The organism is Holzapfeliella sp. JNUCC 80, assembly GCF_053667655.1.
Genome location: NZ_CM132205.1, coordinates 848,919 through 865,081, shown reverse-complemented (window position 1 = coordinate 865,081; position 16,163 = coordinate 848,919). Strand labels below are relative to the sequence as shown.

19 protein-coding genes are annotated in these 16,163 nt (G+C 34.6%); 16 read left to right on the top strand and 3 right to left on the bottom strand.

Features of this window, described 5'->3' with window-relative positions; genetic code table 11:
• The first annotated feature begins 143 nt into the window (after nucleotides 1-143).
• The 3 genes from spxA (at nucleotide 144) to JNUCC80_RS04385 (ending at nucleotide 2,323) form a co-directional block, all read left to right on the top strand.
• Nucleotides 144-542, top strand: a complete 399-nt coding sequence (spxA, locus tag JNUCC80_RS04395) for a transcriptional regulator SpxA (RefSeq protein ID WP_454144175.1) — start codon at nucleotides 144-146, stop codon at nucleotides 540-542.
• A gap of 133 nt (nucleotides 543-675) precedes the next feature.
• Entirely contained in the window at nucleotides 676-1,350 is a 675-nt protein-coding gene (locus JNUCC80_RS04390; protein WP_454144177.1) for an adaptor protein MecA, read from the top strand.
• A 40-nt stretch (nucleotides 1,351-1,390) separates the two neighbouring features.
• Entirely contained in the window at nucleotides 1,391-2,323 is a 933-nt protein-coding gene (locus tag JNUCC80_RS04385; protein WP_454152694.1) for a competence protein CoiA, read from the top strand.
• Here JNUCC80_RS04385 and JNUCC80_RS04380 read toward each other — a convergent pair.
• Nucleotides 2,313-2,906 carry a CYTH domain-containing protein gene (locus JNUCC80_RS04380; RefSeq protein ID WP_454152693.1) on the bottom strand — a complete coding sequence of 198 codons (594 nt, stop codon included), beginning with the start codon at nucleotides 2,904-2,906 and terminating at the stop codon, nucleotides 2,313-2,315. The two genes, JNUCC80_RS04385 and JNUCC80_RS04380, sit on opposite strands and share 11 nt — an antisense overlap.
• 75 nt (nucleotides 2,907-2,981) lie before the next feature.
• Here JNUCC80_RS04380 and JNUCC80_RS04375 point away from each other — a divergent pair, with 75 nt between their 5' ends.
• Genes JNUCC80_RS04375 through JNUCC80_RS04365 form a run of 3 tightly spaced genes read left to right on the top strand, consistent with a single transcriptional unit; the run spans nucleotide 2,982 to nucleotide 5,324 of the window.
• Nucleotides 2,982-3,614, top strand: a complete 633-nt coding sequence (locus JNUCC80_RS04375; RefSeq protein WP_454144183.1) for a GTP pyrophosphokinase — start codon at nucleotides 2,982-2,984, stop codon at nucleotides 3,612-3,614.
• A 17-nt stretch (nucleotides 3,615-3,631) separates the two neighbouring features.
• Nucleotides 3,632-4,447, top strand: a complete 816-nt coding sequence (locus JNUCC80_RS04370; protein ID WP_454152692.1) for an NAD kinase — start codon at nucleotides 3,632-3,634, stop codon at nucleotides 4,445-4,447.
• Nucleotides 4,431-5,324 (top strand): RluA family pseudouridine synthase, encoded by an 894-nt coding sequence (locus JNUCC80_RS04365; RefSeq protein ID WP_454152691.1) that lies wholly within the window; start codon nucleotides 4,431-4,433, stop codon nucleotides 5,322-5,324. Before JNUCC80_RS04370 ends, JNUCC80_RS04365 begins: the two co-directional genes overlap by 17 nt.
• 22 nt (nucleotides 5,325-5,346) lie before the next feature.
• Here the strand turns inward: JNUCC80_RS04365 and JNUCC80_RS04360 are convergent, their stop codons facing one another.
• Complete coding sequence (locus JNUCC80_RS04360; protein WP_454152689.1) at nucleotides 5,347-6,315, bottom strand: GMP reductase; 969 nt, start codon at nucleotides 6,313-6,315, stop codon at nucleotides 5,347-5,349.
• A 217-nt stretch (nucleotides 6,316-6,532) separates the two neighbouring features.
• On the opposite strand from JNUCC80_RS04360, the gene JNUCC80_RS04355 reads away from it, so the two are divergent.
• From JNUCC80_RS04355 to JNUCC80_RS04320, 8 genes are all read left to right on the top strand, one after another.
• Nucleotides 6,533-7,822 carry an adenylosuccinate synthase gene (locus tag JNUCC80_RS04355; RefSeq protein ID WP_454152688.1) on the top strand — a complete coding sequence of 430 codons (1,290 nt, stop codon included), beginning with the start codon at nucleotides 6,533-6,535 and terminating at the stop codon, nucleotides 7,820-7,822.
• Nucleotides 7,823-7,827: 5 nt separating this feature from the next.
• The gene (gene purB, locus JNUCC80_RS04350) at nucleotides 7,828-9,123 is read left to right on the top strand and encodes an adenylosuccinate lyase (RefSeq protein WP_454144193.1); all 1,296 of its coding nucleotides are present in this window, start codon (nucleotides 7,828-7,830) and stop codon (nucleotides 9,121-9,123) included.
• A 137-nt stretch (nucleotides 9,124-9,260) separates the two neighbouring features.
• Entirely contained in the window at nucleotides 9,261-11,645 is a 2,385-nt protein-coding gene (locus JNUCC80_RS04345; RefSeq protein WP_454152687.1) for an endonuclease MutS2, read from the top strand.
• A 72-nt stretch (nucleotides 11,646-11,717) separates the two neighbouring features.
• Nucleotides 11,718-12,029: a thioredoxin gene (gene trxA, locus JNUCC80_RS04340; RefSeq protein WP_454152686.1), complete on the top strand. Its 312-nt coding sequence runs from the start codon at nucleotides 11,718-11,720 to the stop codon at nucleotides 12,027-12,029.
• A gap of 78 nt (nucleotides 12,030-12,107) precedes the next feature.
• A complete protein-coding gene (dltC, locus tag JNUCC80_RS04335) occupies nucleotides 12,108-12,350 on the top strand; it encodes a D-alanine--poly(phosphoribitol) ligase subunit 2 (RefSeq protein WP_454152685.1) in 243 nt (80 codons plus the stop codon).
• A 19-nt stretch (nucleotides 12,351-12,369) separates the two neighbouring features.
• Nucleotides 12,370-13,158 (top strand): glutamate racemase, encoded by a 789-nt coding sequence (murI, locus tag JNUCC80_RS04330; protein ID WP_454152684.1) that lies wholly within the window; start codon nucleotides 12,370-12,372, stop codon nucleotides 13,156-13,158.
• 11 nt (nucleotides 13,159-13,169) lie between these two features.
• Complete coding sequence (locus JNUCC80_RS04325) at nucleotides 13,170-13,790, top strand: XTP/dITP diphosphatase (protein ID WP_454152683.1); 621 nt, start codon at nucleotides 13,170-13,172, stop codon at nucleotides 13,788-13,790.
• Nucleotides 13,783-14,304: a YfcE family phosphodiesterase gene (locus tag JNUCC80_RS04320; RefSeq protein WP_454152682.1), complete on the top strand. Its 522-nt coding sequence runs from the start codon at nucleotides 13,783-13,785 to the stop codon at nucleotides 14,302-14,304. Before JNUCC80_RS04325 ends, JNUCC80_RS04320 begins: the two co-directional genes overlap by 8 nt.
• A 39-nt stretch (nucleotides 14,305-14,343) precedes the next feature.
• On the opposite strand, the gene JNUCC80_RS04315 is transcribed toward JNUCC80_RS04320, so the two are convergent.
• Nucleotides 14,344-15,183 carry a mechanosensitive ion channel family protein gene (locus JNUCC80_RS04315; RefSeq protein ID WP_454152681.1) on the bottom strand — a complete coding sequence of 280 codons (840 nt, stop codon included), beginning with the start codon at nucleotides 15,181-15,183 and terminating at the stop codon, nucleotides 14,344-14,346.
• A 107-nt stretch (nucleotides 15,184-15,290) separates the two neighbouring features.
• Between JNUCC80_RS04315 and JNUCC80_RS04310 the strand changes: the two genes are divergently transcribed.
• Nucleotides 15,291-15,701: a DUF948 domain-containing protein gene (locus JNUCC80_RS04310; protein WP_454144207.1), complete on the top strand. Its 411-nt coding sequence runs from the start codon at nucleotides 15,291-15,293 to the stop codon at nucleotides 15,699-15,701.
• A 26-nt stretch (nucleotides 15,702-15,727) separates the two neighbouring features.
• Nucleotides 15,728-16,150: a YtxH domain-containing protein gene (locus tag JNUCC80_RS04305; protein WP_454144209.1), complete on the top strand. Its 423-nt coding sequence runs from the start codon at nucleotides 15,728-15,730 to the stop codon at nucleotides 16,148-16,150.
• Nucleotides 16,151-16,163: the final 13 nt, after the last annotated feature.

Below are 16,163 nucleotides of genomic sequence, written 5' to 3'. Positions count from 1 at the left end.
CTGATGCGTTTTATAAGCTTGAGTCTAATTCAATATAATTTATTTTTAAAAATTAAGTAGTATTGTGCAAAATTTAGTTGTATACTACGAATTGTTAAAGAGATTATCTAAATTAGAATTCAAAGCAAAGGAGCGTGGTCAAAATGGTCAACTTATATACATCACCAAGTTGTACATCATGTCGTAAAGCAAAATCTTGGTTAGAAGAAAACGGTATTTCATATGTTGAAAGAAATATTTTTGCTAACCCATTATCAAGAGAAGAGATTAAAAAGATTTTAAGTATGACTGAAGAAGGTACAAAAAAACTAATTTCAAGACGCTCAAAACTTTTTCAAAACTTAGATGTCGAACTTGAAGACTTATCATTAGATAAGTTACTTAACTTATTAGTAGAAGAACCAGGATTATTGATTCGTCCTATCATCACGGATGAAAAACGTTTACAAATTGGATTTAATGAAGATGAAATCAGACGCTTTTTGCCTCGTAAGGTTAGACAACAAGAGTTAAGAGAAGTCGAAGAGATGGAAGGCTTCTAAATCAATTGAAATAGATGTAGAATCAGATAGTTTTGTCTGGTTCTTTTTTTATAAATCAGTTAAAATATAGTCAGTCCTTAATTAATGAAATAAACATAAAAAGAACTTCAGAATTACGAGAGGTGGTATTAATATGGAAATGCAACGTATTAACGACAACACAATTCGAGTGATTCTTGGTAGTGAAGATTTAGAAGAACGTGGCATCACCATGTTAGATCTTCTAGGAAATCAGGGACATATTGAACAATTCTTTAGAAATATCCTAGAAGAAGTAGATGAAAATCATACTTTTGCCCAAAACGATGCGGTTACATTTCAAATTATGCCAAGCAACGACGGGTTAGAGCTATTAATTAGTCGAACCAATATGAAAAAATCTGCCGTTTCTTCTGAGCAATCGGTGCAAGAGTCACAGAATAATGCCCAACAATTACAAGAATTATTACAATCATTAGACGATGGATCTATTTCACATGTAGATGCAAGTGAAGATAAGAAGAATACTTCTGATTATTATCGTATTTATGAATTTAACAGTATTGAAGATGCAATTGAATTGGCTAAAGAGTTGCCTCATATGAGCGGAGTAGATACGAAGCTTTATGCTGACTCTGGCAGTCAAACATACCTAATGTCATTTAGATTTGATCCTCATCAATCTTATGAGTTATCTATCAAAGATTTTTGGATTATGGTTAATGAATTTGGCGATTTGATTCAAGGTGAAACTAAATTATTGCTGTCAAACGCTAAGTGTGTATTGACTGATAATGCTGTTGAAAACTTAAAAACTTATTTCAATTAAAAAAAGACACCCAGCGTAATTAATACAAGGGGTGTCTTTTTTGTATGCAGCTTTAGTTAATAATAACCTTATTTATGCAGTAAACTATCAACCACAAAAAGTTGATAAAGTACAATGTCCAAAGTGTTTGGCAACTGTACAGTTTTTGAATCCAAATGGTAAAAAACCATATTTTAAGCACTTGGCAAGAGCAATATCCAATGATGAAACGGTTGAACATCAGCAATTAAAAGCACAAGTTTACAATAGTCTGATGCCGATTTATTCTGATGTTTCTTTAGAGAAAACCTTACCATCTGACAAAGTGCGGCCTGATATTTTAATTATAGAAGAGAAAACTCAAATTGCTATCGAGGTTCAATGTTCGCCATTAAGTGAATCTATCCATCAAGATCGTCATCATTACTATCGTAAACTTGGCATCGAAGACATTTGGTTAGTAGGAGAAAAGCTACATCTGCGACAAACACTAGCCAAAAAACAAATTCAATTCTTGAGATATCAAAAGAATTTGGGTTTTTATTTAATTGAGCTCCACTTAGTTAGTCACAAAATAAAACTAAAATATCATATTATGAGACATGATTTTTCAACTAGAGCTCACTATCAACTTCAAGAATTTGACCTAGACTCACAAGGATTTAAGCAACTTAGCTTGTTTATTAAGCAGCCACATCAATTATTTAATTACCAGAAAATACCTATTAAATGGCATAAAAAGCAAAAAGAACTTGAAACGATTAAACGTTTAGCCTATGCTAACGGGTACAACTTGAAAAAGTTATTAGCTGAGTGTTATACAAGTTATCGACAGCCGTACTATTTATCAAGTGAAACTACCGCAACAATTAAGACAAAACTAGGGTTGCCTAATGAAGTAACGGTTTATTTGCCAATTGCTTTAAGACATTTGGATGGGCATGTTATTGAGCAGAAAAAAAGCCGACAACTTAGTCAGCTTTTTAATTCTTAGTGCGGTGTTCAAATGCACGGGCGACTTTATTTTTTTGTGGTATGTCACTAGTTAAGTCGAATTTTTCTTTTAAAAATACCATTGCTTCTTGTGCATCTTTTAATCGATCAGTTTCAATTTCGAGTTCATAATCACGAGTGCCGTCAAGGTAGTCCGTTTGATCAAGTGTTAATTCGAGATTTTCTGGTCCATGTAAGAGGTAACGATGGGTGTGGGCTTGAGCTAGTCGATAGAAGTGTTCATCTTTAAAATTATCTTTAAGATAATCACCGACTTTTCCTGAAAAATTAACACGGTCTGTTGCCAGCATTTTTTCGATTTTTGTTAAAGATAATGGATCGGTTATTTCACGTAATGAATGTGTGGTATTATTTGGAAGAGGGACTTTAAGTGTTTGCTCACCTGAGTTTTTGAACTGTCGAATTCTTAAACCACAGTTAGCATTTTTTAAGCAAGCCTCTTTAGAATCAAAGTAATAATTGGTTTGACGAATCGCTTTTTTCAGCGTGTAAGCTGATAATAATTTGTTGAACTGTGCTTGTGTAAGCATGAGCTTTAATTCTGTTTCGATTATTTCTGACATCTTGTTTACCTCGCTTTAATTTTAATTATTACCTACATTCTAAAATAAAAAGTCCCATTGGAGGAAGAATAAACTATGATAAAAGACTGGAAAAAATTTTTATGGCCTTATCAACAAGCTGTAAATGAACTCAAAGTTAAATTCAGAGGCTTACGCGTGAGCTATTTAGATCAAACAAACCATTCTCCAATTGAGTTTGTGACAGGTCGTGTAAAGCCAGTTGAAAGTATAGAAGAAAAATTAAAAAGAAGATATGTTGCTGAAGAATTAATAGAGCAAGATTTACAAGATATTGCTGGAATTAGAATCATGTGTCCATTTATTGAAGATGTTTATCAAGTGATTGATGTTATTCACAGTCGTACAGATATGACGGTTGTTGAAGAGCGAGATTACATTCAAAATGATAAACCAAGCGGTTACCGCTCCTATCATATGGTTATTGAATATCCTGTTTATCAATATAATGAAGAAAAGAAAGTGGTTTTAGCTGAGATTCAATTGCGAACCTTGGCCATGAATTTCTGGGCAACACTAGAACATAGTTTGAATTATAAGTATCCTAATGACTATGCACCTGAAATTAAAGATAGGTTGAAAGATGTCGCACAAAAAGCTTATGAGCTTGATGTTGAAATGTCTGCTATTCGAGAAGAAATTGATGCCTCACATCAAAGACAGCAATTAACAAAAAATTTAAAACAGTAGGATTGGAGCTTTTTTGGTTGAAAGTCGCAATTGTAAGTAATTCAAAAGAAATATCTGTAAATGTTGTTAACGAACTAAAAAGTGAGTTGACCAAAAATAAGGTTGAATTGGATCAAGAAAACCCAGATTTAGTTATCACCGTTGGTGGAGATGGCACATTGATTGGTGGTTTTCATAAATATGCTCATATGGTTGACCGAATTCGTTTCATTGGTGTTCATACCGGACATCTAGGTTTTTATACAGATTGGCGCAATTATGAAATCAAAGAACTAGTGAAAGCTTTGGTAGAACAAGAGCCTACTTCTGTCAGTTATCCTTTGCTTGAAGTCCATATTGAAGAAGATGGTGCTTGTACGAGACATTATTTGTCTTTGAATGAGTCAACTATCAAACGTGTCTCGCAGACTTTGAAAACGGATATTTACATAAAGAATGAATTTTTTGAACGTTTTAGAGGAGATGGGGTTTGTATTTCAACGCCAACAGGCTCGACAGCCTATAGTAAATCTTTAGGTGGTGCAGTTATTCATCCTAGGCTAAAGACACTACAGTTAACAGAAATTGCGTCGATTAATAATCGGTTGTTTAGAACATTATCGTCACCCATTATTATTGCACCAGATGAGTGGATTACATTGTTACCAGAACATGTTGATGATTATGTTGTTACAATTGACTCTAAAGAAATCAAGCATCATTCTGTTCGTAAGATTATCTATAAGATATCAGATAAGCAGATTCATTTTGCAAAATATCGTCATACTCATTTCTGGTCAAGAGTGGAAGATTCATTTTTAGGACAAAAGAAAAACAATGATACGTTATTATAAATTTAGTGTTGAAGATAAAAAAACAACCGTTGGCAAATATCTTAGAAAACAAGGTATTTCAAAAAGAGCTCTGATTAATTGTCGTCATAATGGCGGTTTTATACTTGTTAATCAAAAAAGAAGAATGACATCTTACGCCGTTAAGGCTGGAGATGTCATTCATTTTGTTCCGGGGATAGAACCGAAGAATCAAAAAGTGGTAGCTGTTGATAAAGAATTAGATATTTTATATGAAGATGAGCTATTTTTGATTATTAATAAACCTGCTGGATTATTATCTACGCCATCTAAATCAGACTTAACTGACTCAGTTGTAAATCGGTTGTTAAGTTACTTTCAAGTTCAATCAATTACAACAAAACCACATGTTATTACAAGATTAGACAAAGACACCAGTGGGTGCTTATTAGTAGCTAAAGATGCCATTGGCCACGCATTTATTCAACAAAATAAGTTAGATAAGTACTATTTGGCTTTGATCAAGACTGAAACTGGTATAGAAAAGATTCCCAGTTTGATAGATCGTCCAATTGCACGAGTTGTAGGGGATGCAATCAAGAGAGAAGTTGCTAGCTCAGGAAAAGACTCTCAAACAGAATATAATCTAATTCAAGCAGGCCCTAATTATAGTCTTATCGGACTAAAGCTAAGAACAGGGCGAACACATCAAATTCGAGTTCACTTAGCTAGTTTTGGGCAGCCACTTTTAGGAGATAGTTTGTATGGTGGAGATGAGTCGATTTTAAGTCGCCAAGCGCTTCATGCAAGTCGTCTCAGTTTTAGCCATCCGTTAACTCATGAAACAATTACAGCAAAAGCACCATTGCCTGAAGATTTAACTGCTATTTGTCAAAGAGAGCAAATAAAAACACCGTAGATTTTTTCTACGGTGTTTTTATCTAGTTTTGAACAATGCCGTGATTTAAAATAACATAATCAACATCTTTTAAACTTGAAAGTTCATTACCACCAGCGTAAGAAACAGCTGATTGTAAATCTTGTTGCATTTCTTTAAGAGTGCGTTTGATGTCACCTCGGTAATCAATCAACATTTGTTTACCTTCAACGTTCTCGTATTTGCCTTTTTGAGTATCTGAGGCAGAACCCCAATATTGTTTGTATAGTTTGCCATCAATTGTAATGACTTGACCGGGTGATTGTTCGTGTCCAGCAAAAAGTGAACCGACCATAATCATTGTAGCGCCAAATTTGATTGACTTAGCCAAGTCCCCATTGTGACGAATGCCACCGTCAGCAATGATAGGCTTGGTTGCAGCTTCAGCACACCATTTGATGGCTGATAGTTGCCAGTAAGCTGTTCCAAAACCAGTTTTGAGTTTAGTGATACAAGCTTTACCAGGGCCAACCCCAACTTTAGTCGCATCAGCACCAGCAGCTTCAAGGTCACGGACACCTTCAGGAGTCGCAACATTACCTGCAATAACAAAACTTTCGGGTAGCTTTTCTTTGATATACTTAATCATTTTAATAACAGAGTCAGAATGACCATGTGCGATATCAATTGTAATATATTCAGGAATTAGATTTTGGTTAGCCAATTGATCGACCAATTCATATTCAGGTTCCTTAATCCCTAGACTAATTGAAGCAAATAAGCCTTTTTCTTGCACTTTTTGAACAAAAGCTAGTCGTGTTTCAGGTTCAAAACGGTGCATAACATAGAAATAATCACGCTCAGCTAAGAAAACGGCTAATTCTTCATCAATCACACTTTGCATGTTTGCAGGGACAACCGGTAATTTAAATGTACGCTTACCTAACTTAACAGTTGTGTCAACTTCAGAACGGCTGTTCACAATACATTTCTTAGGTAAAAGTTGGATATCATCGTAATCAAAAGGGTACAAAATAATTCCTCCACATTTTTAATGTTCGTTTAACGAATCTTTAAACGTTCGCCACCTAAATAATATAAGCAAAGAAAAACGAAAAGTCAATAGATTAAAATGTTAAAAAACGAATAAATATAGAATATATGACCAATAATATCTGTTAATCATTTGACTAAATCTTAACTTATTGCTAAACTTGTTTACGGTTTAAAAAGTTAAATGAGGTGGCCAAATGTCAGGAATAGTTTTAATTGGAAGTCAATGGGGTGACGAAGGAAAAGGTAAAATTACCGATTTCCTAAGTAAACAAGCCGATATGGTTGTTCGTTACCAAGGTGGAAATAATGCAGGACATACAATTGTTTTTGAGGATAAAACCTACAAGTTACATTTGATTCCTTCAGGTATTTTAGGAAAAGATCAATTAGCAGTTATTGGGAACGGCGTTGTCGTCAACCCTAAAGCATTGCTTAAAGAAATTCGTTACTTAAATGAAAATGCAATCACAACTGACAATTTGAGAATTTCTAATCGTGCCCACGTTATTTTGCCATACCATATCTTATTAGATGAATATCAAGAAGATAAAAGACAAGACCAAAAAATCGGAACAACCCGTAACGGTATTGGTCCTGCTTATATGGATAAAGCTAGTCGTGTCGGAATTAGAATGGCTGATTTGTTAGATAGAGATGTTTTCTACGAAAAACTTAAATTAAATCTAGCAGAAAAAAATGAACTATTTGAAAAGCTATACCAAAAATCTGGTCTTGATTTTGATGAGATTTTTGAAGCTTACTATGACTATGGTCAACAATTAAAAGATTATGTTGTCGATACATCGGTCTTAATTACTGAAGCTTTACACGATAATAAAAAGGTATTATTTGAAGGTGCACAAGGTGTGATGCTTGATGTTGATCACGGTACTTACCCTTATGTGACTTCTTCTAACCCAACAGCTGGTGGTGCAATTGTGGGTTCAGGTGTATCATCACAAGAAATTGACAATGTTGTTGCTGTAACAAAAGCCTACTCAACACGTGTTGGTGAAGGTCCTTTCCCAACAGAAATTGAAGGCGAAATTGGTGACCAGATTCGTGAAATTGGTCGCGAATACGGTACCGTTACAAAACGACCACGTCGTATTGGTTGGGCAGATACAGTTGCATTGAGACATGCCGTTCGTGTTTCAGGATTGAAACAATTAAGTGTTAACTTACTAGATGTTTTATCTGGCTTTGACACACTAAAAATTGCAACGGGTTACCGTCTAAATGGGGAAGAAATCGATTACTACCCAGCAAGTTTAGTTGAGCTTTCAAAAGTTGAACCAATTTATGAAACATTGCCAGGTTGGCATGAAGATATTACAAAAGTTGAGCGTTTTGAAGATTTACCAGAGAACGCTAAGAACTATGTGAAAAGGTTGTGTGAACTAACAGGACTTGAATTATTCACAGTTTCTGTTGGACCTGACCGTGATCAAACAATGGTGATGAAAGATATCTGGGAGGATTAATTAGTATGTTAGAACGTTACGCGCGTAAAGAAATGATGGACATTTGGTCATTAAAAGAACGTTACCAAGCATGGCTTGAAGTTGAAGTTGCAGCGACTAACGCTTGGGTAACTGTGGGCGAAGTACCGGCAGAAGATGCTAAAAAAATTGCAGAAAATGCTGATTTTTCAGTAGAACGTATTGCAGAAATCGAAGCGGTAACACGCCACGATATTGTTGCTTTCACTCGTAATGTTTCAGAATATTTAGGACCAGAGAAAAAATGGGTGCATTTTGGATTAACAAGTACTGATGTTGTTGATACAGCTAATGGGGTATTACTTAAAAAGGCAAACAAAATTTTGCTAGATGACTTAGATCGTTTTATCGAAATTCTAAGAAAACAAGCACTAAAATATAAAGATACTGTCATGATGGGACGTACTCATGGTGTACATGCTGAACCAACTACTTTTGGATTAAAAGTTGCTCGTTGGTACTCAGAAATGAAACGTCAACGCGCTCGTTTTGTTCGTGTGGCAGAAGAAGTTGCAGTGGGTAAAATTAGTGGTGCTGTTGGAACTTATGCCAACGTACCTCCACAAGTAGAAGAATCAATGATGAAAGAAATTGGCTTAAAACCAATGGATATTGCAAGTCAGGTATTACCACGTGACTTATATGCTGATTACATGTCAACACTTGCTTTAATTGCAACAAGTCTTGAAACTTTTGCAACTGAAGTACGTAGTTTACAACGTTCAGAAATCCATGAAGTTGAAGAGTTCTTCAACGAAGGACAAAAAGGATCTTCAGCAATGCCACATAAACGTAATCCAATTGGATCAGAAAACATTAGTGGATTAGCACGTGTTATCCGTGGTTACGTTCAGCCAGCACTAGAAGATATGCCATTATGGCACGAACGTGATATTTCACATTCATCTGTAGAACGTATTATCTTACCAGATGCCACAACATTACTTGATTACATGTTGAATCGTTTTTCAAACATTGTTGAAAACTTAACTGTTTTCCCTGAAACAATGAAAGAAAATATGTCAAAAACATATGGTTTAATTTACAGTCAACGTCTATTACTGAAGTTAGTTGAAAAGGGATTGTCACGTGAAGAAGCTTACGATCTCGTTCAACCACTGACAGCAATGTCATGGGATGAAAAGAAACAATTCAGACCATTAGTTGAAGCAACTGAAGCTATCACAAAACACTTGACTGCAGAAGATTTAGACGATGCATTTGACTACAATTATCATTTGCGCCATGTTGATGACATTTTCAAAAAGGTTGGCTTAGCTTAGTCTTAACTTTTAGCGCTCAACTGTTGCACTTTGGGTTAATCACCGCTAAAATTAATACTGTAGTGAAACAACTGTTAATTGAATATAAATAAAGAATAGGCCTAAAATGGGCCTATTCTTTTTTGGAAGGAACTGTTATGAATTCAAAAATATTAAAGACGCTGGAATTTGATAAAATTACAAGTCAATTAAGTGAATTAACGGTAACAGATAATGCTCAAAATAAAGCCCAAAATTTATTACCTCATAAAACTTATCAAGGTGTAAAAGATGAGCTAGCTAAAACATTAGATGCTGTTAACCTCCTTAGAATTAAGGGCCGCTTACCTATTGTTGCTTATCAAGATATTTCGCCAATTATTAAACGATTGAAGTTAGAAAATGCCACATTAAATGCAAAAGAACTTTCAACTATTAGTTTGTTGCTCTCCGTTATGCGAGATGTTTTAACCTTTTTAGACTTTGATCCAAAAGATTATGAATTAAGTCTAAATGCACTGATGGGACTAGTGGATGATGTTGACTTACCACTTGAGTTGACTAAACGATTAGAGAAAACGTTCGATAGTGAAGGTAATGTGTTAGACACTGCTAGTCAAACGCTGAAGTCAATTCGTCACCACTACCAAAAAACAGAAGATAATATCCGTCAGCAAATGGAAGCTTATTTAAAAGGTAGTACAGCTAATTATTTAAGTGAAGCAATTATTACAATTCGTGATAATCGTTTGGTTCTACCTGTTAAAGCCAACCATCGTGGTAAATTTGGTGGGATTGTCCATGACCAAAGTGCAACAGGTCAAACCCTATTTATTGAACCAGGTAAAATTGTTGATTTAAACAATAATCTACAAGAACTAACAGCTAGAGAAAAAATGGAAATTCGTCGTATCTTAGATGAGCTAACTAATTGGACTCGGGAAGAAATGACAAACATCCAAACGATTGATGAAAAAGTCGCTTCACTTGACTTTATTCAAGCGAAAGCCTTATTAGCCAACCAAATGAAGGCTGTTGAACCAGTTATTAATAATAGTCATGCAATTAAGCTGAATAAAGCCAGACATCCGCTAATTGACCCTGAAAAAGTAGTGGCTAATGACATTATTTTAGGTGAAGATTATGATTTTATGTTGATTACAGGTCCTAATACTGGTGGTAAGACAATTAGTTTGAAAACAGTTGGGTTGTTGCAACTAATGGCACAATCAGGACTATTTATCTCTGCAAAAGAATATAGTGAAGTTGGTGTATTTAGCGAAATTTTTGCGGATATTGGTGATGAACAATCTATTGAGCAAAACTTGAGTACATTCTCCTCACATATGGATAACATTATTAATATCATGTCAGAAGCTAATCAAGACAGCTTAATCTTGCTTGATGAGTTAGGTTCAGGAACAGATCCAGAAGAAGGATCAGACTTAGCTATTTCAATTCTAGATCACTTTAAGAAGTTGCAAGTGAAACTAATGGCAACGACTCACTACCCTGAGTTAAAACTATATGCGTATAATCGTGATAGAACGACAAATGCCAGCATGGAATTTGATGTTGAATCACTAAGCCCAACGTATCATTTGTTACTAGGTGTGCCAGGTTATAGTAATGCCTTTGAAATTGCTAAAAGATTAGGGATGCCAACAGATGTCATTGAACAAGCTAAAAGTTTACGTCAAGATCAAAGTAGTGATTTGAACGACATGATTAAAAAATTAGCTGATGAAACTAAAAAGGCGACAGAATTAAAAGAAGAGTTTGAGCAAAAAGTTCAAGAATCAAAAGAGACTTACGAAAAATTAAATCAAGGATTAGATTTCTATCACCGTAATGTTAACCGTGAAATTGAGCAAGCTAAAGAAAAGGCAGACGAAACACTCAAACAAGCACAAAAAGAAGCAGATGATATTATCAAGACACTGCAAGGCTACCAAAAACAAGCAAAATCAAAAGTGGGCGTTAAGGAAGACCAATTAATAGCTGCAAAAGGTCAACTTAATCATTTAAGAGATAACAATCTTAAACATAATAAAGTCTTAAGAAGAGAAAAGAAAAAACAAACGATTAAGCAAAATGACCAAGTCAAAGTTTTAGCCTATGGCCAAGTTGGAACGGTAGCTAAAGTTTTAGACGATAAACATTTTGAAGTGCAAATTGGTGCTTTAAAAGTAAAAGTGGCAGCCAAAGATTTAGAAAAATTATCTAATTCTAAATCATCACAATCATCACAACCTAAGCAACAAAAAATCAAAAAGACACGTTCAATTAACTTGCGCTCAACACGTGCATCCCTTGACCTACGTGGTCAACGTTATGATGAAGCAATGATGAATTTGGATCGTTACATTGATGAGGCCTTGCTTTCTAACTTTGATAGTGTAACAATTATCCATGGAATCGGAACTGGTGCTATTCGAAATGGTGTTAATCAATATCTTAAACGTAATTCACATGTAAAAAGCTTTGGTTATGCACCAGAAGGTAATGGCGGTTCCGGTGCTACGATTGTCGAATTTAAATAATAACTTTCACTTGCAAAAAGTAAGTGGATTGAGTAAACTATGTTTAACAACAAATTAGGAGGCAAAAAGATTATGGTTAAAGAAATAACAGATCAAAATTTTGCACAAGAAACAGATAACGGTGTGACATTGGTTGACTTTTGGGCAACTTGGTGTGGTCCATGTCGTATGCAATCTCCAGTTATTGAAGATTTAGCTGAAGAAATGGATAATGTTAACTTCACTAAAATGGATGTTGATGAAAATCCTAAAACACCACAATCATTTGGTATTATGGCAATTCCAACATTGATGATTAAAAAAGATGGTGAAGTTGTTGAAAAATTAACAGGTTACCAAGCTAAAGAACAATTACGTTCAAAATTAGAAGAATACACTGCTTAGTTTTCTAAACACAAAAAATCCCTTATAATGATTTTATAAGGGATTTTTTTGTATAATGAATGAGCAGGAGGATTTACGATGATAGACAAACAAAAATTTTATACGATTTTAAATCGAGTTACTAAACAGCGTCGATTACAAGATTCGCCTGATATTAATCTTTATCAAACTCATATTTTAGATGATTTAAAAACCGTTCAGCTCATTTACGCATTTAATAATCAATTGGGATTAGATATTTCAGCTAACGATTATGATGAGAAACTGTGGCAGACGCCTAGCAAAATTTTAAATCAATTAGAGATATTGTCACGAAAATAAATATAGAAATGGTGATTTTTTGGATAATCGACCCATTGGATTATTAGATTCAGGATTAGGTGGACTAAGTGTTTTGAAACAAGTTAAAAAGACTTTGCCTCACGAATCCACTATCTATATTGGCGATCAAGCTCATTTGCCATATGGAAACAAAAGTACAAGCGAAATCATTCAATTGACACAAAAATTAGTCGATTTTTTAATTGAACAAGATGTTAAAATGATTGTTTTTGCTTGTAATACTGCAACGGCAGTTGCTATGACGGCCATACAAGAAAAAGTAGATATTCCAATAATTGGCGTGATTTCAGCTGGAAGTACTATTGCTTCAACTCGAACTAAAACCAATCAAATTGCGGTGATTGCAACTCAAGCGACAATTAAGTCAGGTGCTTATGAAAACGCACTGAAACAAGCAGATGAAACATGTGAAGTGATCTCGTTAGCAACGCCACAATTAGTACCCGCAATTGAAAACAATGTACTTGATTTACAGCCCATTATTCACGATAGCTTGCAAGTGTTGAAAGGTCAGACTTTTGATACGCTGATTTTAGGATGTACACATTATCCTTTAATTCAAAATCAAATTGCCCAAGAATTTACTTCACAAAAAGTTGAAGTCGTTGATCCAGCAGAAGGTATTTGCCAACAAATCACGCAGTTACTTAAACAGCGTGACGCATTTGCCAGTCATAATACACATTTTAATTATGGTTATACAACGGGATCAAAGCAAGCTTTTGAACAAGCTGCAAAAAAATGGCTTGGCCAGACTTTTGATGAAATTAAACAAGTTAAGTTATGAGAGGATTCAAAATGACAAAACTACTAATTGCAACAACCAACCAAGGTAAAGTAAAAGAATTAAATCAGCTATTAAAAGATACAAATTATGAAATTGTATCTCTAGCAGATTTAGAAAACCCACCTCATGTACAAGAAACGGGACGAACATTTGAACAAAATGCAAAACTCAAAGCACATGCTTTAGCACAGTACAGCCAATTACCAACGATAGCTGATGATTCTGGCTTATGTGTTAAGGCATTACATAATGCACCCGGTGTTTTTTCAGCTCGTTATGCTGGTGAGCCCCAAAACCCAGCAAGGAATAATGCGAAACTATTGAGTGAACTAGGCGGAGTTCCAGATGAAAAACGCCAAGCAAGTTTTCACACGACAATTGTTGTTAGTTTTCCAAACCAGCCTGATAATGATTTGGTCGTTGAAGGCCAGTTGGCGGGTCGAATTACTGCTATTCCAAAAGGAGACGGCGGCTTTGGATACGATCCTTTATTCTTTGTGGAAGACAAACAAAAAACATTAGCACAAATGACACTTGATGAAAAAAATGAAATCAGTCATAGAGGACTGGCATTTAAGCAATTAGCTGAACAATTGCCACAATGGTTAAAGGATTGTCAAAATAATGACTAAAGTTTTAATTATGAGTGACACTCATGGTCAGACAACATTGATGCAAGAAGTAATTAAACGTCATCAAACTGAAGTTGATAAAATTATCCATGCAGGGGACGGACAATTTACTTCAAGTGATGACATTACCAATGTGATAGCCGTCCATGGGAATATGGCTGAAGAACTTAAACTACCAGATGAAGAAACCATTCAGATTGACGATACTGGGTTATTGTTATGCCACGGTCATTTAGAAGATAATATTGCTTATAATCCAATGCGATTACAGTTTAAAGGATTAGAACGACAAACTAACATTTTAGTTTTCGGTCATACGCATCAACCTTTTGTTTCTTACTTTGATGATTTGTTACTACTTAATCCTGGTTCACTTTCAAAATCACGTGATCTTAGATTAAAAGCTAGTGGAACATATGCGATTTTAACAATTACAACTGCGCAATATCAGATTAATTTTTATGATCAAGAAGGACGGTTGTTGCCATCTCTTTCAATTAAATATCAAAGGTAAATAAAAAAGACTGCTTTTAAACAGTCTTTTTTGTTTTGATTAAGATAATGTTACGCTGTTAGATTCTGGAATAACAATGCCATTAAGCGCAAATTCCTTAAGGTAACCAGATAAGAAGTCACGTTGAATTTGCCATTGTGTATCAGCTTTAGCATCGATTAATGTTCGATAAGTCACCATATTTCCTGATTGTTTAATGGCTCCCACAAATCTTGGTTCACCAATGATATCTTTGTAATTAGGAACCATTTCAGCATGAACATGCTCCACCATTTTCTTAACGTCATCAATATTAACGTCAGTAGGTAAGTCAAAGTTAACAATTCCACGCATAGTACCGCGGTTACTGTTAGAAACGATGGTAATGTTACGGTTTGGGATATAGTTTAAAGTACCATCAACGGATTGAACTTGTGTGGTTCTAATTCCAACAGAAGTAACAGTCCCTGAAACAGCACCGATTGTAACCCAGTCGCCAACATCGATTTGTTGTTCGGCTAAAATAAAGAAACCTGTCACAACATCATTAAAGAATCCTTGTGCACCTAAACCAATGGCCACACTTAAGATACCGGCACTGGCAAGTAGGGCATCAACAGGAAGCCCCATAATTTTAAGGACACCGTATATGTAACAAAAGATAATAAAGTATCTAAAAATATTTTCTAAAAGAGACTCAATCGTTTTTTGACGGCTCTTTTTCATTTTAGGTTTTCTTTGTTTGGCAAAGGCTAGCTTAATTAAGCGAATACCAACTTTCCAAATAATCCAGAAAACAACTGAGGTGATAACAACCTGAATTCCGATACTGATTAATGAATCTAAGATTTTGTTCCAGTCGAACAAACCAGATAAATTAGCTAAATGAAAATTCTGCATAATATATTCCTCCTAATGTTTATTTTAACATCTTTAAATTGCCGTTAACATAAATAAATGCTAAACTTTAGGAGTAAATATAAAAGTGAAATGTGGAGGTAATAGTAATGACATATGGTGAAATGGCCGGGTTAATTGCTGCTATTGCATTTTTACTTTTAGTTGTCTTTGCAGGAATCTTTTTAATGAGACTTTTGCGAACACTAAAAAAAGTAGACGAAACAATAGCACAAACAACAAAAACATTATCTAATGTAACAGATGATGTTGATTCAATTGCGATTCAAGCCGAAAACTTGATGGCAAAATCTAATGTTTTGTTACAAACAGTAAATAACAAAACACGTGAATTAGATCCAGTATTTAAAGCTGCTGCTGACTTAGGTACTAGTGTTTCAAAATTAAACGAAAGCACATCTAATGCTGCTTCACGTTTTTCAGGAATGACTAAAAACATGGGTAAAGCAACAGTTGCTGGTGGTTTGTTTAAACGTTTTAGAGGTAAAAAGAAAAAATAACAGTAAATTAATAGGGGGACAAAATAATGAGTACAGGTAAATTTATTTTTGGATTTTTAGTAGGTGCTGCAACAGGTTTTGCAGCTTCAGCTATGGTTTCAGAAGAAACAAAAAATGAATTAGCTAAAAAAGGTCAAGATTTAAAAGAAAAAGCTTCAGACTACGCAACACAAGCATCTGAACAATTCTCAGACTACGCTAGCCAAGCTAAAGATAAAGCTGAAGAATTAAAAGCAACTTCTCAAGATAAATTAGAAGATATTAAAGACAAATATGATCAATCTACTGATGCATTAAAAGATCAAATTAAACGTCATGCTAACCAAAACGATAACTCAGAAATCACAGATTTTGATGATATCGTTATTGATGGTAAACAAGCCTTTAACAAAGCTAAAGAATCTTCAAAACAAATGATTAACGATATTGATCGTGAAATCAAAAAATAAGTCATTATTTGAC